Raw genomic sequence first — 25,808 nt, 5'->3', positions numbered from 1 at the left:
TGGCGGTTTATTGTCGCAGTGCTGTGCTAGATTGTCGGCACTTCAAATCTCTCCCACCGCCGCGCCGCTATCCGAGCGCTGGGCCGGTGGTGTCCTCGATCTGCATCAGCGAGGCGACATGCGGTTCCTTCTTCTGTTGTTGCTCGCGCTGTCGCCGCTGCTGGCGGGGGCCGCCGAATTCGACGAGCACGCCCGCCGCGTGCCGCTGGGCTCGCTCATGGATATCTATGAGGATCCGCGCGGTACGGCGACTATCGAGCAGGTCAGTGCCGTCGACTTTGCTGGACAGTTTCGCCGGCACGATGCCGCCGTGTTCAATGGCGGTTACTCGCGTGCGGCCTACTGGATCCGCATCGATCTGAACTACCGGCCCACGAACCCAAGCCAGCCGCAGCGCTGGCTGCTGGAGCTGGGCTATCCACCGTTGGATCGTGTCGAGTTCTACCGTCCCGATGGCAGCGGCGGCTACCTTGCCGCGCAGCCCACTGGCGACACGCTGCCGTGGGCCAGCCGCGAGATCGGGCAGGGTAACTTCCTGTTCGAGCTGGAACTGCCGCCGAACCAGCCGCAGCGTTTCTACCTGCGGGTGCAGAGTCAGGGCTCGATCCAGGTTCCGCTGACGCTGTGGAGCATGCATGCGTATCTCGAAGAGCGGCCCGGGCACATCTATGCGCTGGGGCTGATCTATGGCGTGCTGCTGGCGATGCTGGTCTACAACCTGCTCATCTACGTCAGCATCCGTGATCGCAGCTACCTGTACTACATCCTCTATATCGCCTCGTTCGGTCTCTACCAGCTGTCGGTCAACGGCGCCGCGGTGCAGTATTTCTGGCCGGATAACCCCTGGTGGGCGAACGTCGCCACGCCATTGCTGATCGGCGCGGCCGGCCTGTTCGGTTGCCAGTTCACGCGCAGCTTCCTGCGCACGGCCGAGCACAGTCCGTGGGTCGACCGCCTGCTGTGGCTGATGATGGGGCTCGGTGCGCTGGTGATGACGCTGGCGCTGCTGACCGACTATGGGGTGTCGCTGCGCCTGGCGACGATCATGGCGTTGCTGTTTACCCTGGCGGTGTTCGCCGCGGGCATAGCGGCGTGGTGGCGCGGCATGCGCATGGCGCGCTACTTCATCTTCGCCTGGAGCGCGCTGCTGATCGGCGGTCAGATCAACACGCTGATGGTGCTGGGCTATCTGCCCAACACCTTCCTGACGATGTACGCCAGCCAGATCGGCGCGGCGCTGGAAGTGGTGTTGCTGTCCATGGCGCTGGCCGACCGCATCAATGTGCTCAAGGACGAACGCGCCAGCCTGCTCGAAGCCTCGCGCGCCGGGCTTGAACAACTCAACCGCGAGCTGGCGGAAAGCAACCGCTTCAAGGACGAATTCCTCTCCAACATCAGCCACGAGCTGCGCACGCCGATGATCGGCGTGATGGGCGCACTGGAGCTGCTGCCGGGCTCGCAGACTCCCGAAGAGCGCGACGAGTACCAGCGCATTGCCACCGAGTCGTCGCGCGACATGCTGCGCCTGGTCAACGATATCCTGCTGCTCAGCGAGCTGCGTGCCGGCAAGCTGCAGCCCGCCTGGGCGCCGTTCAGTCTGCATGAGTGGAGCCAAGCCCTGAAGCAGCGCTTCGCCGCGAAGGCCGGCGAGAAGGGATTAGCGTTTGCCGTCGAGCTGGACGGCGCGCTGCCCGATCGGTTGCTCGGCGATGCGCAGAAGCTCGCGCTGATCATCGGTCATCTGCTGGACAACGCGATCAAGTTCACCAGCGCCGGGAGCGTCACCTTGCGCGTCAGTCCGGCCGGCGAGGCTACGTTGCAACTGCCGCTGCAGTTCGAGGTGATCGACACCGGCATCGGTTTCGGGGCGGCTGCCGATGCGTCGCTGTATCAGCAGTTTCGCCAGCTGGACGCCTCGCTGACGCGCCGTTACGGCGGCCTCGGCATCGGTCTGGCGATCAGCCGGCGGCTGGCCGCGCTGCTCGATGGTCAGCTCGACCACCGGTCGCAGCCGGGCTGCGGCAGCTGTTTCCGTCTGCGCCTGGAGCTGGGTCTGCCGACATCGCACCACAGCCCGGTCGCGCCGTCCGGCTCGATTGCCTGAGACGCGGTGCTTTTGGCCGATACCGCGCCTCGGCCACGCCATCGACGTGCTTCACTTCCCGCTGAGCAAGCGCGCCTGAGGGCGCCTGCATAGAAGCGCGCTCGGCCTGTCAGCGAGCCGTGCCGTCACCGGATCGAGGAATGCACGATGAACCTGCCGCCAGCCGAAACCCATGAGGTGACCAACCAGGTGCCGCCGCTCGACGGCGCCAATCTCTATCGCATCGACCTACCGCTGCGGCAGTGGGTGCAGCGCTTCGGCGCTGGTTGGGCCGGTGCCCGGCTGGACGCCTACGGCGCGCTTGCCGGCGGACCGTTAATGACGGCGGGCTTTCTCGCCAACGAAAACCGGCCGGTGCTGCGCACACACGACCGCTACGGCCATCGCATCGATGTGGTGGAATTTCACCCGGCCTATCACGAGCTGATGCGCACGGCCATCGCCCACGGCATTCCGTCGTTGCCCTGGACCGCTCCGCAGCCCGGTGCGCAGGTGGCGCGCGCCGCGCTGATGTATCTGCACAATCAGGCCGAGGCGGGCAGCAGCTGCCCGCTGACTATGACCTACGCCAGCGTGCCGGCGCTGCGCCTGCAGCCGGATCTCGCCGAACACTGGCTGCCGAAAATCCTCGCCACCGAGTACGACCCGCGTAACCTGCCGATGGAGCAGAAGGCTGGCGTCACCATCGGCATGGCCATGACCGAAAAACAGGGCGGCACCGACGTGCGCGCCAACAGCACCCGCGCGTTTCCGGTCGGTGCCGGCGGCCCCGGCCAGCCCTACGAACTGGTCGGCCACAAGTGGTTCTGCTCGGCGCCGATGTGCGATGCCTTCCTCACCCTGGCGCAGACCGACAAGGGCCTGTCGTGCTTCCTGCTGCCGCGCCATCGCCCGGACGGCACGCGCAACCAGCTCTATATTCAGCGACTGAAGAACAAGCTCGGCAACTGGGCCAACGCCTCCAGCGAGGTGGAGTACCGCGGTGCGCTGGCCTGGATGGTCGGCGAGGACGGGCGCGGCGTGCCGACCATCATCGAGATGGTCGCCTCGACGCGCTTCGACTGCATGATCGGCTCCAGCTCGCTGATGCGACAGGCGCTGACCCAGGCCCTGCATCACTGCACCTACCGGCATGTCGGCGGGCGTGCGCTGATCGAGCAGCCGCTGATGCGCAACGTGCTGGCCGACCTCGCGCTGGAGAGCGAAGCCGCGCTGGCGCTGACGCTGCGCATGGGCCGCGCGCAGGACAATCGCCATGACGAGCGTGAAGACAAGTTTGCTCGCCTGGTCACGGCCATCGGCAAGTACTGGATCTGCAAACGCGCCCCGGAAATGATCGCCGAGGCCAGCGAATGCCTCGGCGGCGCCGGCTACGTCGAGGAAACCATCCTGCCGCGCCTGTACCGCGAAGCGCCGGTCAACTCCATCTGGGAAGGCTCCGGCAACGTGCAGTGCCTGGATGTGCTGCGTGCGATGTCGAAGGAGGCCGGTGTGCTCGACGCGCTGTTCGACGTACTCGGCGACGGCCATGGCGACGCGCGCCTGAAGTTACATATCGAGCGACTTCGCACGGCGTTGCGCGATCCCGACGATATCCAGTACCGCGCTCGCCAACTCACCGAGGATGTTGCCGTGGCCTTGCAGGCCGGGCTGTTGCTGGAGGCGGGTAACTCTGCAGTCAGTGATGCGTTTATCACCAGTCGTCTGGAGGGACGCGGGCGCGTTTATGGCACCTTGCCGAAGGGGCTCGATATCCAGGCGCTGCTAAGCCGCAGCGCCCCGTCTTTGGGGTAATTGCTCAACTTTTTGCTCAGTGATGCCGAAATGGTGGCGACGAGCGGAGGGTTGCAGCATGAGAATTACCTCAAGTGCACAGTTTGGGTTGAGTGCCGAGCGGCATTACACGGCAGGACGCGAGGTCAACGAGACACTGGAAATGCAGCGTGGCGGCCAGCGGTTGCAGATCAGTCGGCATGAGCGCAGCGAAGTGAGCAGCTCCAACCGGGCCGAAGTGCTTCTTGCCCAGGACCGTCCGGTGATCTCGTCGAAACAGCTGGAGAGCCTGGCTGACGGCCTGCCGCAAGCGGCTCCCGCCGCCACGGAGAGCGGCGCACACAGCCTGGATTTCACGCCCGACGAAGAAAGCCTGCGCAAGCTGCGTATGTTGCTGGCCGTGCTGGGTCGCGAGGTTGAAGAGATCGACGCCACCCTCGACAGGCTCTCCGCGGGCCTGGCCATGTCAGCGCCAGCGGCGCCATCTGCAGGCGGTGCCATGCCGCAGGTGGAGCCGACTGGGAATGGCGATTTTCTGAACTACCAGTACAGCGCGCAGGAATGGCGCGGCGAGTCGCTGAGCGTCAGCGCCAGCGGCACGGTCAACACCGCCGACGGCCGCACGATCCAGTACGGGCTCAGTCTCGAAATGCTCAGCGTGCACTACAGCAGCGACAGCGTTTCGATGCGTGCTGGCGCGGTATTGCAGGACCCGTTGGTGCTCAACCTCGGGGGCGGCCCGGTACGCCTGGATGCCAGCAACCGCGTCGGCTTCGACCTGGATGCCGACGGTGACCGCGACAGCCTGGCCAGTCTCGCCTCCGGCAGCGCCTTCCTGGCGCTGGACCGCAATGGCAATGGTCGTGTCGATGACGGTCGCGAGCTGTTTGGCGCCCTCTCCGGCGATGGCTTCGCCGATCTGAGCGCGTATGACGAGGACGGCAACGGCTTCATTGACGAAGGTGACAGCATCTTCGAGCAACTCCGCCTGTGGCGCCCGGACGCGCAAGGCGCGGGCGAACAGGTTGATCTGCGCTCCGCCGGAGTCGGCGCCATCGGTCTGGCGCGTGCGTATGGTGACTTCGACCTGATCGCCCAGCAGCAACTGGAAGGGCGGGTCAGGAGCACCGGGTTGTTTCTGTTCGAGAATGGCCAGGTGGGCAGTGTGCAGCAGGTCGATCTGGCCGTTTGAGCGGCTTTAGCCTCATCAGCGGGCGTCGTGAACGGCGCTTGGCTGCGTGGAATCAAGACGACGTAGTTCAGGGAGCCCGCTGGTGAAGAGCGATTTTTTATCGCTCCAGCGCCAAGCGCCACGGCTCTACCGCACGCGGCCGGCGGCTGGGGCTGGCTATCGGAGCGTGGCTGGCGCACAGTGCGCCGCAGCTGTAAGGCGGTGCTAGCAGACTCGGACCGGCCGATTTGCCGGTTACTTATGCCCCGTCTATACCAGCTTTGGGCTCTTTGTCCCGTAGGCCTGCTAGTACCTTCGTATAACAGCCAAACGAGCTGAAGACCCTAGAATAAAGCGAGCGACTACACTACGGGGTTGCAAGCGCGGCATGATTTTTTGAGGTTCCGACGGATTGAGCGGCAAAAGACATGGGCGTTTTGTCTCCGAACTTGAAGCCGCCGTCTCCATGCCTCGTCAGGCTCTAGCTAATTCTATGCAGAGCTTTCACGGACGAGCATTCGATGAGTTTCAGAGGTGAATTCATGGCAACGGATCTAAACAAGTACATTCGCAACGCGGCGTTTCTCGATAAGGTTGTCTCGGCAGAAGAGGCCGCGTCGTGGATCGAAGACGGCATGACGCTGGGTATGAGCGGTTTCACCCTGTTCGGTGAGCCCAAGGAATTCCCGCGCGCCCTGTCCGCGCGTGGCCAGAACGAGAAGTTCAAGGTCAACCTGTTCACCGGTGCCTCGATGGGTCCGGCTGCCGACCAGGCCATGGCTGAAGCCGGCATCATCAACAAGCGTATTCCGTACCAGGGCAACCCGGTGCAGCGCAAAAAGATCAACGCCGGCGAAATCCTCTACATCGATCAGCACCTGTCGCACATGGCCGAACTGATCCGCCAGGGCGTGCTGCCGCAGGTCGACTACGCGATCATCGAAGCCGCTGCCATCACCGAAGACGGCCAGATCATCCCGACCGGTTCGGTGGGCAACTCGCCGATCTTCGTCCAGACCGCCAAGCACGTGATCATCGAGCTGAACACCTCCGCTCCGCGTGAATACGAAGGCATGCACGACATCTACATCCCGGGGCCTGCCGGCGAGAACACTCGCGAAGCCATCCCGGTGTTCGACGTCAGCACCCGTATCGGCACCGTCGGCATTCCGGTCGACCCGGCCAAGGTGCGCGGCATCGTGCTGTCCAGCCAGCCGGACATCCCATCGCCGCTGTTCGAGCCGAACGAAGAAACCCAGAAGATCGCCGACAATCTGTTGGACTTCCTGCGTGCCGAAGTCAAATCCGGCCGCCTGACCAACAGCCTGGCGCCGCTGCAGTCCGGTGTGGGTTCCGTGGCCAACGCCGTGCTGAACGGCATGAAGACGTCCGAGTTCAAGGACCTGGTCGTGGCCTCCGAAGTGCTGCAGGACGGCGTATTCGACCTGATCGATGCCGGCGTGGTGAAGTTCGCTGCCGGTACCGCGTTCTCCCTGTCGAAGAAGCGCGTGGAAAACCTCGCCTCGGACATGGCCAAGTACGCCGGCAAGGTGGTGTTCCGTCCGCAGGAGATCTCCAACCACCCGGAAGTCATCCGTCGCCTGGGCATCATCTCCTTCAACACCGCGCTGGAAGTGGACATTTACGGCAACGTGAACTCCACCCACGTCAGCGGCACCCACATGATGAACGGTATCGGCGGCTCGGGTGACTTCGCCCGCAACGCCCGCATCACCATCTTCGTGACCGCCTCCACCGCGAAGAACGGCAACGTCTCGTCGGTCGTGCCGTTCGTGACTCACGTCGACCACACCAACCACGACGTCGACGTGATCATCACCGAACAGGGTTATGCCGATCTGCGTGGCCTGGCTCCGGCTGAAGCCGCCCAGCGCATCATCGCCAACTGCATGCATCCCGATTACAAGCAGCAGGCGCTGGATTACCTGGAAGAGGCCAAGGTGCGCGGCGGTCATACCCCGCACGTGCTGGAGAAGGCCTTCTCCTGGCACACCCACCTGGCCGAGCACGGCACCATGAAGCTGAACAAGTAATTGTCAGCTGAGTGACGGGACCGGCGGTCGCCCGACTTTTCGAGCGCCGTCGGAACCCTCGAAGAAACCGATGCCGGGCAGCCGGCGTCGGTTTTTTTGTGCCTGCGCGCAGGCGCCGTGGCGGTCGTCCGGCATGTACATTCGTAAAGGATTCCGGCCAAGATACTGCCATTCGCACAGACAGGACCTTGCCGCATGACTCCCGATACCCAGCGTTTCACCGTCGCCAGTTCTGCCGAGGCCGCGGTCGATCACCTGGCCGAGCTTCACCAGCGCGCCACGGCTGCGCTCAACCGGGCACTCAAGCGCTACGTCGCCGACCGCACCGAGCCGAGCGCGGAAGAACGCGATCTGTTCCGCTACCCGGAGCTGCGTCTGACCTACGAATGCCACGGCGAGGTGCCGGCTTCCACTCGCGCCTACGCCAAGGTGCAGGCGCCCGGCGTCTACAGCGTCACCGTGACCCATCCGGCGGCGTTCCGCGCCTACCTGCTCGACCAGCTGCGGCCGTTGATGCACGACTTCAACGTCAAGATCGAGGTCGGCATCAGCGAGCGCAACATTCCCTATCCGTACGTCATCGAACAGGGCGACGAGCTGGCCGGCAGCGGCGTGACCGCGGCCGAGCTGGCGCGGGTATTTCCCAGCACCGATCTGTCGGCGGCGACCGACGACATCGCCGACGGCCTCTACGACTGGGAGCATGCCGATCCGTATCCGCTGGCGCTGTTCGACGGCGCGCGGGTGGATTTCTCCCTGCGTCGGCTGGTGCACTACACCGGCAGCGACTGGCGCCACGTGCAACCATGGATCCTGCTGACCAACTATCACCGCTACGTCGACCAGTTCATCCGCCACGGCCTCGACATGCTGCGCGACGACACCCGCTTCGTGCGCATGGTGCTGCCGGGCAACGTGGTCATCGAGCGCGGCATGGAGGAGGGTGAGGCGCAGGCGATCATCGGCGGCGTGCTCTGGCACCGTTACCAGATGCCGGCCTACCACCTGATCGCCGAAGACGGCCACGGCGTCACCCTGATCAACATCGGTGTCGGCCCGTCCAACGCCAAGAACATCACCGATCACCTGGCGGTGCTGCGTCCGCACTGCTGGCTGATGATCGGCCACTGCGGCGGGCTGCGGCAGTCGCAATCCATTGGCGACTACGTGCTGGCGCACGCCTACATGCGCCGCGATGGCATCCTCGACCGCGTGTTGCCGCCGCACATCCCGTTGCCGGCGCTGGCCGAGGTGCAGCAGGCGCTGCAGGAAGCGGCGGCGCAGATCACCGGCGAGAAGGGCGAGGCGCTGAAAAAACGCCTGCGCACCGGCACCGTGCTGACTTACGACGACCGCAACTGGGAGCTGCGTTGGGCGCAGGAGCGGCCGCTGATCAACCTGTCGCGCGCGGTGGCGGTGGACATGGAAAGCGGCACCATCGCCGCCCAGGGCTATCGCCTGCGGGTGCCCTACGGCACGTTGCTCTGCGTGTCGGACAAACCGCTGCACAGCGAGATCAAGCTGCCTGGCTCGGCCAATGCGTTCTACGAGCGTGCCGTGAGCCAGCACCTGAAGATCGGCATCACCGCGCTGGACCTGCTGCGCAGCCAGCAGCACTCGCTGCATTCGCGCAAGCTGCGCAGCTTCGACGAACCGCCGTTCCGCTGAACCGTGCGCCGAGGCGGGAATGGACGATACTGAAGATCGTCGCATTCCTGCTTCAGCCATCGGAGGTTCACATGGAACAGTCGATTCACGCCTTCCACAACCTGTTCGAGCAGTTGGGCCTGCCCAACGACGATGCCTCGATCCGGCGCTTCATCGACACGCACGCGCCGTTGCCGGAGAGCATGCGCCTGGCCGACGCGCCGTTCTGGAACCCCGCCCAGGCGGCTTTTCTGCGTGATGAGCTGCTCGAGGATGCCGACTGGGCCGAGGTGGTCGACCGGCTCAGCCTGGCACTGCGCCGCGCCAGCGCCTGAGGCCGCTCAAGGGTGCAGGTTGCGCACCATGTACAGCGCCGGAATCGGGTAGCTGGCGAGGTTGTCGGCCTGCTGCGGTTCCAGCCCGTCGTGGGCGCGATAGCCCTGACGCGACCAGAATTCGGCGGAGTCCTGTACCGAGACCAGCGCCGAGTAACGCAGCCGGGCGGCCTGCGCCTGCTGCAGATTGCGTCGCACCAGCGCCGGGCCGATGCCGCGGCCGCCGGCGCGGCGCGCCACGGCGAGGTCGTGCAGGTACAGGCAGTCGGCCTCGGCATGTGGCTCGAACTCACCGTCCAGCGGGGTGATCCTGCCGAGTCGCGACTGGTAGGCGAACAGGTAGGCACACACGCCCTCGGCGTCTTCGGCAACCCAGGCCAGCTCCGGACAGGCTGCCAGCCGTGAACGGATCACCGCCTCGTCTTCCAGCACCGCGGCGGCATAAGACTCTTCCTGGATCGCCAGGACGGCAGGGATATCGCGCTCCTGCATCGCTCTCAACTGATACATCTCGACTACGCTCAAACACCGCGAAACGCCGTGCGGCCCGGCAAAAGGCCGCGATCATAGCGCAAAAGTCCGGCGTTTCGGCCGTCAGGCGACCGCCAGCGGCGCGCCGGTCGAATTCCGCCTGCGCGCGGAGGCCGAGGCAGGCATAATGCTTAGCCTGCTAACAGCTGTTCGGAAGTTGCCTTGAACGATGGTCGTCACCCGCTCTACGGGGTTCTGCTGATTCTGCTCTCGGGCCTGCTGCTGGCCAGCCATGACGGCCTGGCCAAGCACCTGTCCGGGCTGTACCCGGTGTTCTTGGTGATCTGGGCGCGCTACATCGCGCAGACCGTGCTGATGACGCTGCTGTTCGTGCCGCGCATGGGGCCGCGCGTGCTGCGCACCCGGCGGCCCGGGGCGCAGTTGCTGCGCGGGCTGAGCCTGGTTGGCGTCAGCCTGCTGTTCATCAACGGCCTGCACTACATCCCGCTGGCCGAGGCCACCGCGGTGATCTTCCTCACGCCGGTGCTGGTCACCATCGCCTCGGCGCTGCTCGGCGAGCGGATCGGCCGCAGCCAGTGGATCGCCCTCGGCTTCGGCCTGCTCGGCGTGCTGATCATCGTGCGACCGGGCTCGGCGCTGTTCACGCCGGCCGCGCTGCTGCCGCTTGGTGCCGCACTGTCGTTCACGCTCTACCAGCAGGTGACCCGTCGCCTCGCCGGCACGGAGCATCCGGTCACCAGCAACTACCTCACCAGCCTGGTCGGCTGCGTGGTGCTGAGCGGGCTGGTGCTGTTCAACTGGCGCACGCCGACCCTGCACGACGCCGCGCTGATGGCCGCGCTCGGCGGCATGGCGATGCTCGGCCACCTGCTGCTGACCCAGGCGTTCCGCTACGCCAGCGCCGCGATGCTGGCGCCGTTCACCTATGGACAGATCGTCTTCGCCGGCATCGTCGGCTTCTTCGCCTTCGGCCATGCACCGGACGGCGGCGCGCTGCTGGGCATGGCGATCATCATCGCCAGCGGGCTGGGCATGGCCTACGTACAACGGCGGCGGGTGCCGGCCTGAGCGTTCGTTCGCGGCGTCGGCGAGCGGTTTTCCCGCGGGGTTCAGCGAATGTGTCGTTTGACCCCGCGGACAGCTTCCAACAAGGTGTTTCGACAGGGGCAACCCGACCCCTTTGCGTGCTGTTTGACCAGGTGACCAACAATGCTACGAATCTCGCACCACGATCTGCGCAAGAACTTCCGCCAGCTGCTCGCGGCTGACCGCTGCTTCCACACCGCCTCGGTGTTCGACCCGATGTCGGCGCGCATCGCCGCCGACCTCGGCTTCGAGGTGGGCATCCTCGGCGGCTCGGTGGCGTCGCTGCAGGTGCTCGCGGCCCCGGACTTCAACCTCATCACCCTCAGCGAGTTTGTCGAGCAGGCCACGCGCATCTGCCGGGTCGCCCAGTTGCCGGTGCTGGCCGACGCCGACCACGGCTATGGCAACGCGCTCAACGTCATGCGCACGGTGACCGACCTGGAACGTGCCGGCATCTCCGCCCTCACCATCGAGGACACCCTTCTGCCGGCCAAATTCGGCCGCAAGTCCACCGACCTGATCGGCATGTTCGAGGCGGTCGGCAAGATCCGCGCGGCGCTGGAGGCGCGGATCGATCCGCAGATGGCCATCATCGCCCGCACCAACGCCGGCGTGATCGGTTTCGAGGAAGTGATTGCCCGTGCCCAGGCCTACGAGAAGGCCGGCGCCGACGCGATCTGTCTGGTCGGCATCGAGGACTTCGACCACCTGCAAAGCATCGCCAGCCAGTTGACCCGGCCGTTGATGCTGGTCACCTACGGCAACCCCAACCTGCGTGACAACGCGCGCCTGGCCGCGCTCGGCGTGCGCATCGTGGTCAACGGCCACGCCGCCTACTTCGCCGCGATCAAGGCCACCTACGACTGCCTGCGCGAGCAGCGTCAGATCGATGCGCTGGACCTCAACGCCTCGCAGCTGTCGGTCAAGTACTCGACCGCCGACGAATACGTGGTCTGGGCCGAGGAGTACATGCAGGTCAAGGAATGAGCCGCGCTCAGAACAGCCGGCGCTCGGCGCGCAGGGTCAGCAGGCCGTCGCAGCGCGGATTGCGCCCGGAATAGGCGCCACACTCGGTGCGCTCCAGATTCGAATCGCTGTAGGAGAGATCGAACTGCAGGCCGAGCCAGGGTCGCGACAGGTTGAGCGACCAGTCGCTGAACAGGCTGAGGCTGCCGTCGGCGAACCGGCGCGGCGTGGCCAGCGCGTGGCTGGAGTAGCTCAGGCGCACCCCGACACCGAATGGCGTCACCCGGCCCAGATCGAGATACAGCGTGCTGTCGCGGCGCTCGGCCGTGCTGTTCAGCGCCGCGCCGAGGCTGCGGCTGCCCAGCGTGAGGCCGCCGTAATACTGCAGACGCCCCCAGTCGTCGCTCTCGGGGAAGCTGTAGCGCATCAGGCCGAGTTCGTAGCCGAGCTGGCCGTCCACGGCGTGCTGCAGATAGCCGAGGTAGGAATTGACCTCCAGCTGGCGGCCCTCGCTGAGGCCGACGCTCGGCGTCCACTGGCCGACATACAGGCCGCTGGCGTGGCTGAGGTCGAGGCCGCCGTGGAACGCGCCGCTCGCGCCCGGCTGCACCAGGCCCTGGGCCATGCTGCGCGCGGGTTCGGTGCCGAGCCTGAGATCGAACGCGCCGAGATCGCGCTCGAGCGTGCCTGGCTGACCGGCGCAGCCCGTCATCAGCAGCAGGCCGGTGAGGAGTGGAGTGAAGCGGTACATGGGCTTTGACGCAGATTTTCCAACCGGCGCAGGATAGGCGCTGGCGACGCGGCGGCGGCACCATCCGTCGGCCGCGCGGCAGTCATCGACCGGCGGTCGTGCCGGTGGTGAGCACCGTCGCCGGGCGGGCGTCAAAACTCAGAGCAGCAACCGCGCGCTGCGGGAGGTGATCATGGCAACAGGTTGGGCCGGCGACGGCGCCGTCCAGGAGCAGATCGACAGCACCATCGAGGACGCGGTGCAGCGTGCACGCAGCAAACTGGCGCGTGGCGAAAGCCTGAAACACTGTGAGGAATGCGGCGTGGCGATACCCGAGGCACGCCGCCAGGCCGTGCCCGGCGTGCGTCTGTGCATTGCCTGCCAGGCCGAGGCGGACAAGCAGGAAGCCGCCTTCAGCGGCTACAACCGTCGAGGCAGCAAGGACAGTCAGCTGCGCTGATCGAGCGGCACGTGGTCACGGCGCGCGGCGTGCCGTATCGAGGATCAGTTGCATGAGCGTCAGGTCCAGCCAGCGGCCGAACTTACAGCCGACCTGGCGCATCTGCCCGACATGGATGAACCCCAGCTGCTGGTGCATGTGCACCGAGGCGCGATTCTCGCTTTCGATGGCGCCGACCACCACGTGCTGCCCGGCGCGGCGGGCGCGTTCGATCAGCTCGCGCATCAAGCCGCGACCGATGCCGCCACCGCGCTGGCCATCGCGCACGTAGACCGAATGCTCGACGGTGTGGCGAAACCCCTCGTGCGGCCGCCACGGGCCGTAGCTGGCATACCCGACCACCTGCTGGGCATCGTCCAGCGCCACCAGCACCGGATGACCCTGTGCCTCTCGCTCGGCGAACCAGGCCTGGCGGTCGGCCAGATCGACCGGCGTGTCGTTCCAGATCGCCGTGCTGTTCAGCACGGCGTCGTTGTAGATGAAGAGGATGCCTTCCAGATCGGTTTCACGGGCGTCGCGTATCAGCACGTTGCAGTCCTTGGGAAATGGGCCGGAGAACACATTGACCAGTCTCTCAGACAATTGGTTGAGCGATGGCGACACGCTGCGCTGCGCTGCGGAAAAAAGGCGCGGCCGTCCGCGCGGCGCGAACGGCGCTCCAGGCACGGGGCGTCACGGCTGTCTGGAGCCGCTGAGCCGGGCGAAGAAGCGCTGCTTGGCCCATTCCGAACAGGCCGCGTAAAGCAGCGTGATCAGCAGCACCGCGATAAGCACCGTGGCCGGCAGCGGTTGCAGGGCGAACCAGCCGCCCACCGGCGTATAGGGCAGCAGCACGGTCAGCAGCGCGATGAGCAGCGAGCTGGCCAGCAGGAAGCGGCCCGGGCGGCTGCGGTAGAACGGTTTGTGCGTGCGCACGACGAAGATGATCACCAGCTCGGTGATCAGCGACTCGACGAACCAGCCGCTGCGAAACAGCTCCGGCTGCTCGCCCACCAGATACAGCAGCAGGCCGAAGGTCAGCAGATCGAAGGCCGAGCTGATCAGCCCGAACAGGATCATGAAGCGCCTCACCTCGCCGATGTCCCAGCGGTGCGGCGTGCGCGACCAGTCGGCATCGACACGGTCGCCGGCGATGCCGATGGCCGGGATGTCGGAGAGGAAATTGTTCAGCAGGATCTGCTTGGCCAGCAGCGGCAGGAACGGCAGGAAGAACGACGCCACAGCCATGCTGATCATGTTGCCGAAGTTGGCGCTGGTGGTCAGGTAGATGTACTTGAGCGTGTTGGCGAAGGTGCGCCGGCCTTCGTCGATGCCCTGGCGGACCAGCGCCAGTTCGTGGCGCAGCAGCACGAAGTCGGCGGCCTCCTTGGCCACATCCACCGCGGTGTCCACGGAAATGCCGATATCCGCCGCATGCAGCGCCGGCGCGTCGTTGATCCCGTCGCCAAGAAAGCCCACCACATGGCCGGTCTTCTGCAGCGCGCGGATGATGCGCTCCTTCTGGTTGGGATCGACCTCGGCGAACAAGCTGATGCGCGGCGCCAGGTTGATCAGCGCCTCGTCGCGCATCTGCCCCAGCTCGCTGCCGGTGATGACGCGTTCGACCGGGATGCCGACGCTCTCGGCGACCTGCCGGGCGATCAGGCGGTTGTCGCCGCTGATGATCTTCACCGCCACGCCCAGCTCGCGCAGTGCGTCCAGCTCTTCGCGCACGCCTGGCTCGGGCGGATCGAAGAACAACAGGAAGCCGGCGAAGGTCAGGCCCTGTTCGTCATCGGCGCTGCAGTTCGGCTGCTCGAGCCAGCGGTAGGCGATACCCAGCACGCGGTAGCCGGCTGCGCTCCAGGTGGCGAAGCGTTCGCCAAGCGCTGCGCGCAGCGGCGCGCTCAGCGGCAGCACGGCATCGCCCTGCTGCACGGACTGCGATGCCTGCAGAATGGTTTCCAGCGCGCCCTTGCAGATCAGCCGGGGCGCGGCCTGCCCGGCCTCGCGCACCAGTACGCTCAAGCGCTTGCGGGTGAAGTCGTAGGGCACCTCGTCGAGCTTTTCGGCACCGGCCGGCGCCTGTGGCAGGCCGCGGGCATGTTCGCAGATCGCCTCGTCCAGCGGATTGCGCAACCCGGTCTGCAGCGCGGCGTTGAGCCAGGCCAGGCGCAGCACCGCAGCGCTGGCCTGGCCGTCGGCGTCGACCGCGCCGTCGAGCGCCACCACGCCGCGGGTCAGGGTGCCGGTCTTGTCGGTGCACAGGGTGTCCATCGCGCCGAGGTTCTCGATCGCATTGAGGTGGCGCACGATCACCCCGCGCGCGGCCATCCGCCGGGCGCCAGCCGAGAGGGTCGCGCTGAGAATCGCCGGCAGCAGCTCGGGCGACAGCCCGACGGCCAGCGCGATGGCGAACATCAGCGTGTCCAGCGGCGGGCGGTCGAGGAACAGGTTGAGGCCGAGCACCGCCGTGATCATCACCAGCATGACCCGCAACAGCAGCGCGCCGAAATGGCGCAGGCCGCGCTCGAACTCGGTTTCCGGCGGGCGCAGCACCAGCGAGCGCTCGATATGTCCCAGCTCGGTGTGCATGCCGCAGTTCACCGCCAGCAGGCGTGCCGTGCCGCTGCGCAGCGAGGTGCCGCGGAACAGGCAGTTGTCGCGCTGGGCGAGGCCGGCGGCGGCCTCCACCTGACCGGCCTGTTTGTGGACCGGAAAGGTTTCGCCGGTCAGCAGCGCCTGATTGACGAAGCAATCGCGCGCCTCGACCAGCCGGCCATCGGCGGGGATCAGGCTGCCGGCGGAGAGTTCGACGATGTCGCCGGGGACGACTTCGCTGGCTGGCAGGTTCTGCAGGCGGCCGTCGCGCCAGACGTCGGCGCGACTGGCCACCTGCTTGCGCAGACGCTCGATCGCCCGGTTCGAGCGGATTTCGTGCAGGCTGCCGACCAGCGCACTGGCCAGCACGATGCTCAGCACGATCAGCGCGTCCAGCCAGTCGTGCGCCGCCAGCGCCACCAGCGCGCCGATCAGCAGGATCAGCACCAGCGGACTGGACAGCTGGCTCACCAGCGAGGCGCCGATCTGCCGCGCCAGGCTCGGCCGGTACGTGCGCCGCACGGATGGCTGGCGCATCGCCGCTGCCGCGCTGACAAGCCCGTCTGGGCCGCTCTGCAGCTCGGCGTACAGCGCCTCCAGCGGCACGCTCCAGTAATCCGTCACGGTCGCCTCGGCCGCGTCTGCCGGGCTGCCGTGCAGCGCGTGGCGGGTGAGCCAGAAGCCGGGCAGCATCGGCAGCCAGAAGCTCAGCACGCGAAACAGCAAGGTTGCCGATAGCCCCGCCGCCAGTGGCACGCCGACCCAGCTGAGGGTGGCCACTGCCGCGGCCTCGAACGCGCCGAGGCCGCCCGGCACGATGCCGACGCTACGCAGCACGCTAGCCAGCATGAAGCTGGCGAAGATGCCGGCGAACGGCGCACTGTGCCCCACTGCGTGCAGCAGCGCCCACAGGGTCAGGGCATCGAACAGTACGATGGCCAGCGAGTAGCCGCTTGCCTTCAACAACAGGCGCGGGTCACGGGTCAGGCGCGGCTGCGCGGCAAACACCATCGCCAGCAATCGCTGCATCCAGCGCACCCGTTGCAGGCGTCCGACCAGGCGGCTCTGCGGCAGTCCGGCCATCAGCGGCGCGGCGACGGCCATCAGGCAGCAGAACAGCATGAACACGATGCTGGTCGAGATCACGGCCAGGCTCCCATGACCATTGCCGATCGCAATGACAAGCGCGGCGGCCAAGGCCAGCAGATAAGCGGCGAAGTAGCCCGAAAGGCTGATGATGAAGCAGCTGGAAACCTGTGACAGGCCGATGCCGCGGCGCTGCAGCAGCGCGCCCACTGCTACCGCGCCGCTGAAACCGGACGATGGCAGCGCCTGGTCGATGAACAGCTTGCTCAGGCTGAGCTTGGTGGCGTCCCACAGCGGCAGCGCGGCGCCGGCGGCGCTGAGGACCATGCGGTACAGCAGACCCTGGGCCAGGTAGGTCGCACACTGCAGGGCAATAGCGACGAGCAGCCAGCCGGGCTCGGCCTGACGAAAAATCGCCGCGAAATGGCTGGCATCCGACAGCTGCAAGACGCCGAGTACCAGCGCGCCCAGCAGCGCCGCGCCCAGCAGCCAGGACAGCCAGACCAGCGGCTTGGCATTCTCGGGTGGCTCGTGAAAGCCGGGCGCTTCGGGCATGCGTTAGATCCTGATGTGGATTGAGCCGGTGACGATGTTCCGCCTGGCCGTGCGCTGCGGCATTGACACTGATCAGGCGTCTCCCGCGCACCTCTTCAGCAATGCTAGATGGCGGTCACGCCCTGCACACGCTCGTTCATGCGTCCGGCGTGTGGCTTCGCACTGCGGGCCGCTTGCAGCCGCGGGCAGCGACTTCTAGCATGGCCGGCCCCTATCGGACCGAATCGTCATGCCTCGTCCCCCGCGTCCCCGTGCGCCCCATTCGCCGGCGCGCGCTGCCCGACCCGCCGCGCCGCGCCGTGTCGCCAAGGCGCCGCCGGCCGAGCCGCGCCTGCTGCTGCTGAACAAGCCATTCGACGTGCTGACCCAGTTCGCCGATGCCGATGGGCGTGCCACGCTGAAGGATTTCGTCGACGTGCCCGGCGTCTATCCCGCCGGGCGCCTCGATCGCGACAGCGAGGGCCTGCTGCTGCTGACCAACGACGGCCGCCTGCAGGCGCGCATTGCCGATCCCAGGCACAAGCTGCCCAAGACCTACTGGGTGCAAGTAGAGGGAGAGGTCAGCGAAGAGCAGCTGGAACGCTTGCGCAGGGGCGTCGAGCTGAACGATGGCCTGACGTTGCCGGCCGAGGCACGGCAGCTGGATGAACCCGAGCTGTGGCCACGCAACCCGCCGGTGCGCTTTCGCAAGAGCGTACCCACCGCCTGGCTGGAACTGGTGATCCGCGAGGGGCGCAACCGTCAGGTGCGACGCATGACGGCGGCGGTCGGGCTGCCAACGTTGCGGCTGGTGCGCGTGCGCATCGGACCGTGGTCGTTCGATGGGCTGCAGCCCGGCGAATGGCGGGAAGTGCCGGCGCGGCTGTAGCGCACCGGCTGCGGCGTCAGTAGTAGGACTTGATCACGTCGATGCCCTTGCCCAGCACCTCGCGCCAGGCTTGCAGGTCTTCCTTGCGAGCCGCCTCGTCGTGCTCGCCGACCGTGCGCAGCAGCGCCGCCAGCCAGAGATCGTACAGCTCGGGGCGAATGTCGAAGCCGCTGCGCGAATGGCTCTGGCCGAGCGCCTTGAGCTTGGTGTCCGGCATGCCGCGGGCGAACAGCACCAGATTGAGGATGCCGGCACGCAGCAGATGCTTCTGCGCGGCCATGTCGGTCTGCACGAACTTCTCGCGCACCATCGGCGAGCTGGCGAGGAAGTTGACGTAGAAATCGTCGAAGAAGCTTGCGCTGGCGCAGCAGCGACCATAGCTCTGCATAACCCGATCAGTGGGTTTCATGGCTTTTCCTTGGCAAATAGCGACCCGGACCGCATCGACATGACGCGGCCGCAGGTTCGGATGGGGAGGGCGATCAGATGCCTTCGAGGCTACCGATCACCAGGGTCTTGATGACGAAACCGAGTACGCCCAGCCCGAGCGCGCCGAACAGCACCAGCGTGCCGTAGCGTCCGGCCTTCGACTTTTTGGCGAGATCCCAGACGATGAAGGCCATGAAGGCCACCAGGCCACCGACCAGGATGATCATCATCCATTCTTCGAAAACAGCTGGATCCATCGAATCCTCCGCATGACTAGGTCTGAAAACAGACGACGAGAGCTATGACAGCGGCAGGCGGATAGTTGTCGAGCGGGGCTCTTATTGGATTGCGTGCGGGGCATAGCAAGGCGGCGCGGATTATACGCAATCACCTCGGCCGGTGGGGCGCGGGTTCGTGAGCGGTGTCTCAGCCGCGCAGGTGCTCCAGCGGCAGTTCGGTGCTGGAGGCCACCTGGCGCAGTACGAAGCTCGAACGCACGCTCGACACACCTTCGATGCGCGTCAGCGTGCCGAGCAGGAATTGCTGGTAATGCTCCATGTCCGGCACCACCACCTTGAGCTGGTAGTCGGCATCCATCCCGGTGACCAGGCTGCATTCGAGCACTTGTGGGCACTTGCCGATCACGCCCTCGAAGTGCTCGAAGCGTTCCGGGGTGTGCCGATCCATGCCGATCAGCACGTAGGCGGTGAGCGTCAGACCGAGCTTCTTGCGGTCGAGCAGGGCGACCTGGCGGGCGATGTAGCCGTCGTCCTCGAGCTGCTTGACCCGCCGTGAACAGGGCGAGGGCGACAGGCCGATGCGTTCGGCCAGCTCTTGGTTGGAGATGCGCGCGTCGTGCTGCAGCTCGGCGAGGATGCGCAGGTCGTAACGATCGAGTTTGCTCATTTTTGCTGTCGCCAACTGTGATATTGCGCCAAAGGATGATCCAGTTGAAGTTCGTTGCGCAAGAGGGGCTTATTTGAGCAATCTTCGCAAGCATCTTTCGCCGCAGGGCGCGTAACCTGATCACAACTTCCGCTCCCGGCAGTAACGGTACCGGTCAACCGGCTGGTGCATCCCCGCTGCGCTTACCCTGCGTAGCGGTCCGGGACCCCACCGCCCACAAGGCGCTGGATGAAGATGCCGTTACCATCGGCCCGCCAGATGATCAGAGACCACGCTTCGGCGTGGTCTTTTTTTTGCCCGCTAACGTGCCTCGGGCTTCACCACTTCCTGTGGATCGGCGTGCACCAGCACTTCGGCGCGCGGGTAGCGTTGGTGAATGATCGCCTCGACCTCGTCGCACAGCGCATGCGCGCGCGACAGCGACAGCTCGCCGGGCAGCTCCAGATGCAACTGGACGAACCAGCGCGTGCCGGAAACCCGCGTGCGCAGGTCGTGGCAGCCGAGCACGCCGGGCACGCTGCAGACCAGCCGGTGCATGTCTTCGCTGATCTCCGGGGATACCTCGGTGTCCATCAGCACCGCACCGGCCTCGCGCAGGATGCTCGCCGCGCTCCACAGGATGTAGAACGCAATGGCGATGCCGAAGAGGGCGTCCAGCTGCTCCCAGCCGTAGCTGGCCAGCACCAGCGCCAGCAGGATGCTGCTGTTGAGCAGCAGGTCCGAACGGTAATGCAGCGAGTCGGCGCGGATCGCTGTCGAGCCGGTGACGCGCACCACATGCCGCTGATAGGCCAGCAGCGCCACGGTCAGCACCAGCGAAACGACGATCACCACGATACCCAGCAGCGGGGCGCCCAACGGTTGCGGATGCAGCAGGCGGTCGACGCCCTGGGCGCCAACCAGCAGCGCACTGACGCCGATGAACGCCGCCTGCCCGAGCCCGGCGAGTGCCTCCGCCTTGCCGTGGCCGTAACGGTGATCGTCGTCGGCCGGACGCAGCGAATAGTGCACCGCCAGCAGGTTGAGCAGCGAGGCGGCGCCGTCGAGCAGCGAGTCGGTCAGCCCCGCCAGCAGGCTCACCGAACCGCTCAACCACCAGGCCACCGCTTTGCTCACGGCCAAAAACAGCGCCACCGCCAGCGCGGCGCCGGTGGCGCGGCGCAGCAGGCGAGCGTGCTCGGCGCTGATGTTACGGCTGCCCGCTGCCATCAGGCCGCAGTCCGCAGGCCGTAGGTGGCGAGCTGTTCGTGGCTGCCGTGCTGCTCGATCAGGCGCGGATCATCCAGCGGCAGGCTGCGGCCGATTTCTTGTTCGAGGATGGCCTTGAGGCGCGTCGGGTCGACCTGACCGTCGGCGCCGAGGGCATCCTGCAGCTTGTTCGGCGCGACCGAATACTGGCCTTCGGGCAGGTAGATGGCGCCGGTAGCGAAATCGATGCCGAAGGCGATCAGCCCGGGGATCACGTAAAACAGCAGGCCGATGGCGTTCAGTGCGGCAATCGCCGGGTCGATGCGACCCTCGATCTGGCCGCGGCGGTCCGGATAGAACAGCGTGCCGCAGGCGGCCAGCTGGGTCAGCAGGGAGACGGCCAGCAGGCCGCCGATGACGCGGGAACGAGTACGCATGGGGACCTCCGCAGAAAGTGGCGCAACTATACAAGGGCTGCGTGATGTTTTCCTGATATCGGACCGCCGCGCGGGCATCGCTGTTCGCGAGGATGAGCGCCCGGCAATGCCGCTTACGTGCAGCCGTTCGGTGCGTGCCCGTTTGCTCTTACAATCGTGCGCCTTGAATGGAGCCGCCCATGACCCCGCTACCCATCGACGAAGCGCTGCCCGCGCTGCGCCAGGCCCTGCTACAGCGCGACGAAGCGGTGCTCGAAGCACCGCCGGGCGCCGGCAAGACCACCCGTGTGCCGCTGGCGCTGCTCGACGAGCCGTGGCTGGCCGGACAGAAGCTCATCATGCTCGAACCGCGGCGTCTGGCCGCGCGCGCGGCAGCCGAGCGGCTGGCCAGCGAGCTGGGCGAGCGGGTTGGCGAGACCGTTGGCTATCGCATCCGCCTGGACAGCAAGGTCGGGCCGCAAACGCGCATCGAGGTGGTCACCGAGGGCATTCTCGCGCGGCGCCTGCAGGACGATCCGGCGCTGGAAGGCGTCGGCCTGGTGATCTTCGACGAGTTTCACGAGCGCAGCCTGGACGCCGATCTGGCGCTGGCGCTGACGCTCAATGCGCGGGTGCTGCTGCGCGACGAGCCGCTCAAGTTGCTGCTGATGTCGGCCACGCTGGAGGGCGCGCGGCTTTCCAGCCTGCTCGCCGAGGCGCCGGTGGTGCGCAGCGAGGGGCGCATGCATCCGTTGACGTTGCGCTGGGGGCGCCCATACCAGGCCGGCGAACGCATCGAGGCGCGGGTGGTGCAGACCGTGTTGCAAGCGCTGGAGGAGCAGCATGGCAGCCTGCTGGTGTTCCTCCCCGGCCAGGCGGAGATTCGCCGCGTCAACGAGGCGCTGGCCGAGCAACTGGGCGAGCGCGGCGACTTGCTGCTCTGCCCGCTGCACGGCGAGCTGGAGCTGGCCGCCCAGCGCGCGGCGATCGAGCCGGCGCCGACCGGCAAGCGCAAGGTGGTGCTGGCGACCAATATCGCCGAGACCAGCCTGACCATCGAGGGCGTGCGCGTGGTGGTGGACGCCGGTCTGGCGCGGGTGCCGCGCTTCGACCCCGGCAGCGGCATGACGCGCCTGGAGACGCGGCGCATCGCGCGCGCCTCGGCGACCCAGCGCGCCGGACGCGCCGGTCGCCTGGAACCCGGCGTCTGCTACCGGCTGTGGTCCGAGGAGCAGCACGCGCAGCTGGCGGCCTATGGCGAGGCGGAAATCCTTCAGGCTGATCTGGCAGGCATCGCCCTGCAGCTGGCGCGCTGGGGCGCCGAGCCGGACGAACTGGTCTGGCTCGATGCGCCACCGGCCGCCGCCTACGCCCAGGCGCAGGCGCTGCTGGAGCGCCTCGGGGCTTTGCGCCACGGTCCGCAAGGCAGCTGGCAATTGACCGGCCACGGCCAGGCGATGGCCGAACTGCCGGTACATCCACGGCTGGCGCATTTGCTACTGCGCGGCCAGGCGCTGGGACAGGCGGCGCTGGCGGCGGACATCGCCGCACTGCTCAGCGAACGCGATACCCAGCGTGGCGGCGGCGCCGACCTTGCCCTGCGCCTGCATCAGCTGCAGGACGGCCGTGGCGCCAGCGTGCAGCGCGTGCGCCAGCTGGCCCGGCAGTTCCGCGGTCTGCTGCGTGGCAGCGGGGTGATGCCGGCTAGATTGGACGAGGCGCATGCCATCGCCGCGCTGCTGGCGTTCGCCTACCCCGACCGTGTTGCCCGCCAGCGCCGCGAAGGCGGCGGTGCCTATCGCCTGGCCAACGGCCGCGCGGCGCAGTTCGACGAGCCCGATGCGCTGATGAAGGAACCCTGGCTGGTGATCGCCGAACTCGGCAGTCATCAGGGCCGACGCGAGGAGCGCATTTACCGTGCCGTCGCGCTCGACCCGGCGCTGTTCGACGATGTGCTTGCCGAGCAGGTCAGCCTGCACGACGAGCTGGAGTGGGACGAGCGCGAGGGCGTGCTACGCGCCGAGCGTCAGCGCCGCGTCGGTGAGCTGGTGCTTGGCCGTGAGCCGCTGCCGCAGCTGGACGACGACGCACGCGGGCGGGCGCTGCTCGGCCTGGTGCGGCGCAAGGGCCTGGAATTGCTGCCGTGGACGCCCGAGCTGCGCCAGTGGCAGGCGCGCATCGCCCTGCTGCGGCAGCTCGATCGGGACCGCGACGGCGACAGCGAATGGCCGGACGTCAGCGATGCCGCGCTGCTCGCACGCCTGGAAGACTGGCTGCTGCCCTATCTGGGCAAGGTGTCGCGGTTGGCGCACTTCGCCCAGCTCGACCTCGCGGCCATGCTCGCCACGCTGCTGCCCTGGCCGTTGCCGCAGCGCCTGGAAGAGCAGGCACCGCAGGCGCTTGCGGTGCCCTCCGGTTCGCGCATCCGCCTGGACTACAGCGAGCGGCCGCCGGTGCTGGCAGTGCGTCTGCAGGAGCTGTTCGGCCTGGCCGAGACGCCGCGCATCGCCGGCGGCCGCCAGCCGGTCAAACTGCATCTGCTGTCGCCGGCGCGGCGCCCGGTGCAGGTGACGCAGGACCTGGCGAGTTTCTGGGCCAACACCTATGCCGAGGTGAAGAAGGACCTCAAGGGGCGTTATCCCAAGCACTACTGGCCGGACGACCCGCTGATCGCCGAGCCTACCGCGCGGGCAAAGCCACGCGGGCAGTAGCGGGTGCACTCGCCGCGCCGGTCACGCTGACATCTTCACCGGCGTCGCGCAGTTCGGCATAGGCCTTGTCCAGGGCGGCGAGCACCGCCGCGCTGTCGCGGGTATGGCGCGAGACGATGAAGTGGATCGGTGTAGCGCCGATCGGCAGGAAGGGCAGTTCGTCCAGCTGCAGCCGCTCGCGCATCAGGTCTACCGACAGGCCGTAGTCGAGCAGGAAATCGGCGCGCCGGTAACGCAGCATCCGCAGGGCCGATTCGTGGTTGCTGGTGCGCAGCAAGCGCACCTTCAGCGCCGGATCGTGCAGCAACTGGGTGACGGCGGGCCAGTAACTGTGGCCGCCGATGACGATCACCCCCTGCCCGGTCAGCCCCTCGGGAAGGCGCGGCGCCGGCGTGTCTGGGCGGAAGTAGAGATTGAGCTGCGCATGCCCGAGCGTCTGCTGGCTTTCCAGCGTATGCGCCGCGAGCTCGGGTTTGCCCGGGGTGCCGACCCACATATCGATGTTGCCGTTCTGCAACGCGGCGTACAGGCGAGCGCTGGGTAAGGCGCGAAACTGCGCACGGTAGCCGGCTCGCTGCGCGACCCGGCGAGTCAGATCAGCCATCGGCCCGCGGGCACGCTGCTGGGCGTCGCTGTAGATCACCGGGGCGAATTCGGCATAGCCGACGATCAGTCGCGGCTGCACGAGCGCATCGGCATGCGCCGGGAAATGGCTGACCAGCAACAGGGCGATGAACAGGAAAGAAACTTTCAAGGTGAAAAAACGCCATCCGTGGTGTGTCGCGGGGGGCAGAATGCGCACTCCTTCGGGGTTTGTCCATGCGCCGAATGTCAGCGGCGCAGGAAAGCCGCTTCCGCGGCGCCTATGCTCAAGGCGCACGAGCCGGATCGAGGAGACGCCTATGCGGCGCAAGGTTTTCACCAGCAGAGTGTTCGAGCGCAAGGTGGTGTTGATTACCGGCGGTTGCGCCGGCATCGGTCGCGCGCTGGCGGTGCGCATGGCGCAGGCGGGTGCGCGGCTGGTGATCTTCGATCTCGATCAGGTCGCGCTCGACAGTCTGGTGCAGCATCTGGCCGATCATCACAATGCCCAGGCACTGGGACTGCGCTGCGATGTCAGCGACCCCGAGGCGGTGCAGCAGGCGATCACACTGGTCATCGAGCGCTACGGCGGCATCGACGTGCTGGTCAACAACGCCGGCATCACCCATCGCAGCCGCGTGGCGGACACCAGCCTGGCGGTGTTCCAGCGGGTCATGGCGGTGAACTTCTACGGCGCGCTGCATTGCACCCAGGCGGCGCTGCCGAGCCTGCTCGCCCGTGGTGGGCAGATCATAGTGCTCAGTTCGCTGTCGCAGTACGCCCCGGTGCCGGACCGCGCCGCCTACAACGCCAGCAAGCACGCACTGCATGGACTGTTCGAAACCCTGCGCGGTGAACTGCAGGGCAGCGACGTCAACGTGATGCTGGTGTGTCCGGGCTATACCGCCACCGATCTGCGCAAGAACGTGCTGGTCGGCGACGGCTCCACTGCGCCGCAGCCGGTGCTGACCCTGGGGCGGGTGGCGTCGCCGCAGGATGTGGCCGAGGCGATTTACCGCGGCGCGCTCCGGCGTCGCAAGCTGCTGGTGCTATCCAACCTCGACTGGCGGGCGCAACTGCTGGCGCGCTGCTTCCCGCGTCTGTACCAGAGCCTGTTGTTGCCGCGCCTGCTCGGCGCGCGCGCGCGCTGAGTGGCCCGGCCTCACCGCTAGGCCGGCGTGCCGTAGAGGCTGTGCATCAGGGCCTCGTCCCAGTAGGTCGCTTCGATCTTGTGGCCGTCGAGGTCGCGTACGAAGCAGCCGTAATAGGGTTCGCCATACTCCTGGCGGGGCCCCGGGGCGCCTTCATCGCGGCCGCCGGCGGCGAGCGCGGCGCGATGGAAGGCATCCACCGTGGCCCGGTCGGCAGCGAAGAAGCCGACGTGGCTGCCATTGCCCACCGAGGCGGGGGCGCCGTCGATCGGTGTCTGGATCCAGAACTCCGGGTATTCGCGGCCCCAGGCCACCGCGCCGGGATGCTCGAGGATGCGCTTGCAGCCGAGCGTGGCGAGTACCTGGTCGTAGAACGCAACCGCGGCGTCGAACTGCGCGGTGCCGAGCGAGATGTGCGAGAGGATGCTGGGGTTGGTTACGGTCATGGCGGTGCTCACATGGCGGGTGACGGAGCAAGCCTAGCAGGCCCCGGCGGTGCTGCCGGGGCGTCGGGCGAA

The 25,808-nt window shown here is 66.9% G+C and carries 22 protein-coding genes and 1 pseudogene; 12 read left to right on the top strand and 11 right to left on the bottom strand.

What is annotated here, in order from left to right; all coding sequences use genetic code 11:
- The first annotated feature begins 118 nt into the window (after positions 1–118).
- From HU825_RS02630 to HU825_RS02605, 6 genes and pseudogenes are all read left to right on the top strand, one after another.
- Positions 119–2,104: a sensor histidine kinase gene (locus tag HU825_RS02630; protein ID WP_234302846.1), complete on the top strand. Its 1,986-nt coding sequence runs from the start codon at positions 119–121 to the stop codon at positions 2,102–2,104.
- 147 nt (positions 2,105–2,251) lie between these two features.
- Positions 2,252–3,898, top strand: coding sequence for an acyl-CoA dehydrogenase family protein (locus tag HU825_RS02625; protein WP_234302845.1), 1,647 nt, complete (start codon positions 2,252–2,254; stop codon positions 3,896–3,898).
- A gap of 58 nt (positions 3,899–3,956) precedes the next feature.
- The gene (locus tag HU825_RS02620) at positions 3,957–5,069 is read left to right on the top strand and encodes a hypothetical protein (RefSeq protein ID WP_234302844.1); all 1,113 of its coding nucleotides are present in this window, start codon (positions 3,957–3,959) and stop codon (positions 5,067–5,069) included.
- Positions 5,070–5,590: 521 nt separating this feature from the next.
- Positions 5,591–7,102 carry a succinyl-CoA:acetate CoA-transferase ScpC gene (locus HU825_RS02615; RefSeq protein ID WP_234302843.1) on the top strand — a complete coding sequence of 504 codons (1,512 nt, stop codon included), beginning with the start codon at positions 5,591–5,593 and terminating at the stop codon, positions 7,100–7,102.
- Positions 7,103–7,272: 170 nt separating this feature from the next.
- Positions 7,273–8,770 (top strand): annotated as a pseudogene (gene amn, locus HU825_RS02610) (AMP nucleosidase).
- A gap of 71 nt (positions 8,771–8,841) precedes the next feature.
- Positions 8,842–9,084, top strand: coding sequence for a DUF2789 domain-containing protein (locus HU825_RS02605; RefSeq protein WP_234302842.1), 243 nt, complete (start codon positions 8,842–8,844; stop codon positions 9,082–9,084).
- A gap of 6 nt (positions 9,085–9,090) precedes the next feature.
- On the opposite strand, the gene HU825_RS02600 is transcribed toward HU825_RS02605, so the two are convergent.
- Positions 9,091–9,576 (bottom strand): GNAT family N-acetyltransferase, encoded by a 486-nt coding sequence (locus tag HU825_RS02600; RefSeq protein WP_008569674.1) that lies wholly within the window; start codon positions 9,574–9,576, stop codon positions 9,091–9,093.
- Between the two features lie 201 nt (positions 9,577–9,777).
- Here HU825_RS02600 and HU825_RS02595 point away from each other — a divergent pair, with 201 nt between their 5' ends.
- Entirely contained in the window at positions 9,778–10,644 is an 867-nt protein-coding gene (locus tag HU825_RS02595; RefSeq protein WP_234302841.1) for a DMT family transporter, read from the top strand.
- A 141-nt stretch (positions 10,645–10,785) separates the two neighbouring features.
- A complete protein-coding gene (locus HU825_RS02590) occupies positions 10,786–11,649 on the top strand; it encodes an isocitrate lyase/PEP mutase family protein (protein ID WP_234302840.1) in 864 nt (287 codons plus the stop codon).
- Positions 11,650–11,656: 7 nt separating this feature from the next.
- On the opposite strand, the gene HU825_RS02585 is transcribed toward HU825_RS02590, so the two are convergent.
- Positions 11,657–12,379, bottom strand: a complete 723-nt coding sequence (locus HU825_RS02585) for a TorF family putative porin (protein ID WP_234302839.1) — start codon at positions 12,377–12,379, stop codon at positions 11,657–11,659.
- 172 nt (positions 12,380–12,551) lie between these two features.
- Between HU825_RS02585 and HU825_RS02580 the strand changes: the two genes are divergently transcribed.
- The gene (locus tag HU825_RS02580; protein ID WP_043297692.1) at positions 12,552–12,818 is read left to right on the top strand and encodes a DksA/TraR family C4-type zinc finger protein; all 267 of its coding nucleotides are present in this window, start codon (positions 12,552–12,554) and stop codon (positions 12,816–12,818) included.
- Between the two features lie 15 nt (positions 12,819–12,833).
- On the opposite strand, the gene HU825_RS02575 is transcribed toward HU825_RS02580, so the two are convergent.
- The gene (locus HU825_RS02575) at positions 12,834–13,346 is read right to left on the bottom strand and encodes a GNAT family N-acetyltransferase (protein WP_234302838.1); all 513 of its coding nucleotides are present in this window, start codon (positions 13,344–13,346) and stop codon (positions 12,834–12,836) included.
- Between the two features lie 144 nt (positions 13,347–13,490).
- Entirely contained in the window at positions 13,491–17,039 is a 3,549-nt protein-coding gene (mgtA, locus tag HU825_RS02570) for a magnesium-translocating P-type ATPase (RefSeq protein ID WP_234302837.1), read from the bottom strand.
- A 229-nt stretch (positions 17,040–17,268) separates the two neighbouring features.
- Here mgtA and HU825_RS02565 point away from each other — a divergent pair, with 229 nt between their 5' ends.
- Positions 17,269–17,907, top strand: coding sequence for a pseudouridine synthase (locus HU825_RS02565; protein ID WP_234302836.1), 639 nt, complete (start codon positions 17,269–17,271; stop codon positions 17,905–17,907).
- Between the two features lie 16 nt (positions 17,908–17,923).
- Here the strand turns inward: HU825_RS02565 and HU825_RS02560 are convergent, their stop codons facing one another.
- The 5 genes from HU825_RS02560 to HU825_RS02540 all read right to left on the bottom strand — a co-directional run bounded on the left by HU825_RS02560 (position 17,924) and on the right by HU825_RS02540 (position 20,867).
- Positions 17,924–18,316: a globin gene (locus tag HU825_RS02560; protein WP_234302835.1), complete on the bottom strand. Its 393-nt coding sequence runs from the start codon at positions 18,314–18,316 to the stop codon at positions 17,924–17,926.
- Between the two features lie 73 nt (positions 18,317–18,389).
- Positions 18,390–18,593 carry a DUF2788 domain-containing protein gene (locus tag HU825_RS02555; protein WP_003290551.1) on the bottom strand — a complete coding sequence of 68 codons (204 nt, stop codon included), beginning with the start codon at positions 18,591–18,593 and terminating at the stop codon, positions 18,390–18,392.
- 169 nt (positions 18,594–18,762) lie between these two features.
- Entirely contained in the window at positions 18,763–19,242 is a 480-nt protein-coding gene (locus HU825_RS02550) for an Lrp/AsnC family transcriptional regulator (RefSeq protein WP_054094542.1), read from the bottom strand.
- A 300-nt stretch (positions 19,243–19,542) separates the two neighbouring features.
- Positions 19,543–20,451, bottom strand: a complete 909-nt coding sequence (locus HU825_RS02545; protein WP_043297683.1) for a cation diffusion facilitator family transporter — start codon at positions 20,449–20,451, stop codon at positions 19,543–19,545.
- Positions 20,451–20,867 (bottom strand): polyribonucleotide nucleotidyltransferase, encoded by a 417-nt coding sequence (locus HU825_RS02540; protein WP_102827843.1) that lies wholly within the window; start codon positions 20,865–20,867, stop codon positions 20,451–20,453. The genes HU825_RS02545 and HU825_RS02540 overlap by 1 nt, the downstream gene beginning before the upstream one ends.
- A 179-nt stretch (positions 20,868–21,046) precedes the next feature.
- Here HU825_RS02540 and hrpB point away from each other — a divergent pair, with 179 nt between their 5' ends.
- Positions 21,047–23,557, top strand: a complete 2,511-nt coding sequence (gene hrpB, locus HU825_RS02535; protein ID WP_234302834.1) for an ATP-dependent helicase HrpB — start codon at positions 21,047–21,049, stop codon at positions 23,555–23,557.
- Here hrpB and HU825_RS02530 read toward each other — a convergent pair.
- Positions 23,526–24,311, bottom strand: coding sequence for a substrate-binding periplasmic protein (locus tag HU825_RS02530; protein ID WP_234302833.1), 786 nt, complete (start codon positions 24,309–24,311; stop codon positions 23,526–23,528). The two genes, hrpB and HU825_RS02530, sit on opposite strands and share 32 nt — an antisense overlap.
- A 148-nt stretch (positions 24,312–24,459) precedes the next feature.
- On the opposite strand from HU825_RS02530, the gene HU825_RS02525 reads away from it, so the two are divergent.
- Positions 24,460–25,290: an SDR family oxidoreductase gene (locus HU825_RS02525; protein ID WP_043297674.1), complete on the top strand. Its 831-nt coding sequence runs from the start codon at positions 24,460–24,462 to the stop codon at positions 25,288–25,290.
- Positions 25,291–25,307: 17 nt separating this feature from the next.
- On the opposite strand, the gene HU825_RS02520 is transcribed toward HU825_RS02525, so the two are convergent.
- Positions 25,308–25,736 carry a VOC family protein gene (locus HU825_RS02520; protein WP_043297672.1) on the bottom strand — a complete coding sequence of 143 codons (429 nt, stop codon included), beginning with the start codon at positions 25,734–25,736 and terminating at the stop codon, positions 25,308–25,310.
- Positions 25,737–25,808 lie beyond the last annotated feature (72 nt).

It is taken from the genome of Pseudomonas phenolilytica (assembly GCF_021432765.1).
In the GTDB taxonomy this organism is placed as follows: Bacteria; Pseudomonadota; Gammaproteobacteria; order Pseudomonadales; family Pseudomonadaceae; genus Stutzerimonas; species Stutzerimonas phenolilytica.
The sequence above is the reverse complement of the archived record's forward strand: the minus strand, read 5'-3'. Positions and strand labels throughout refer to the sequence as shown.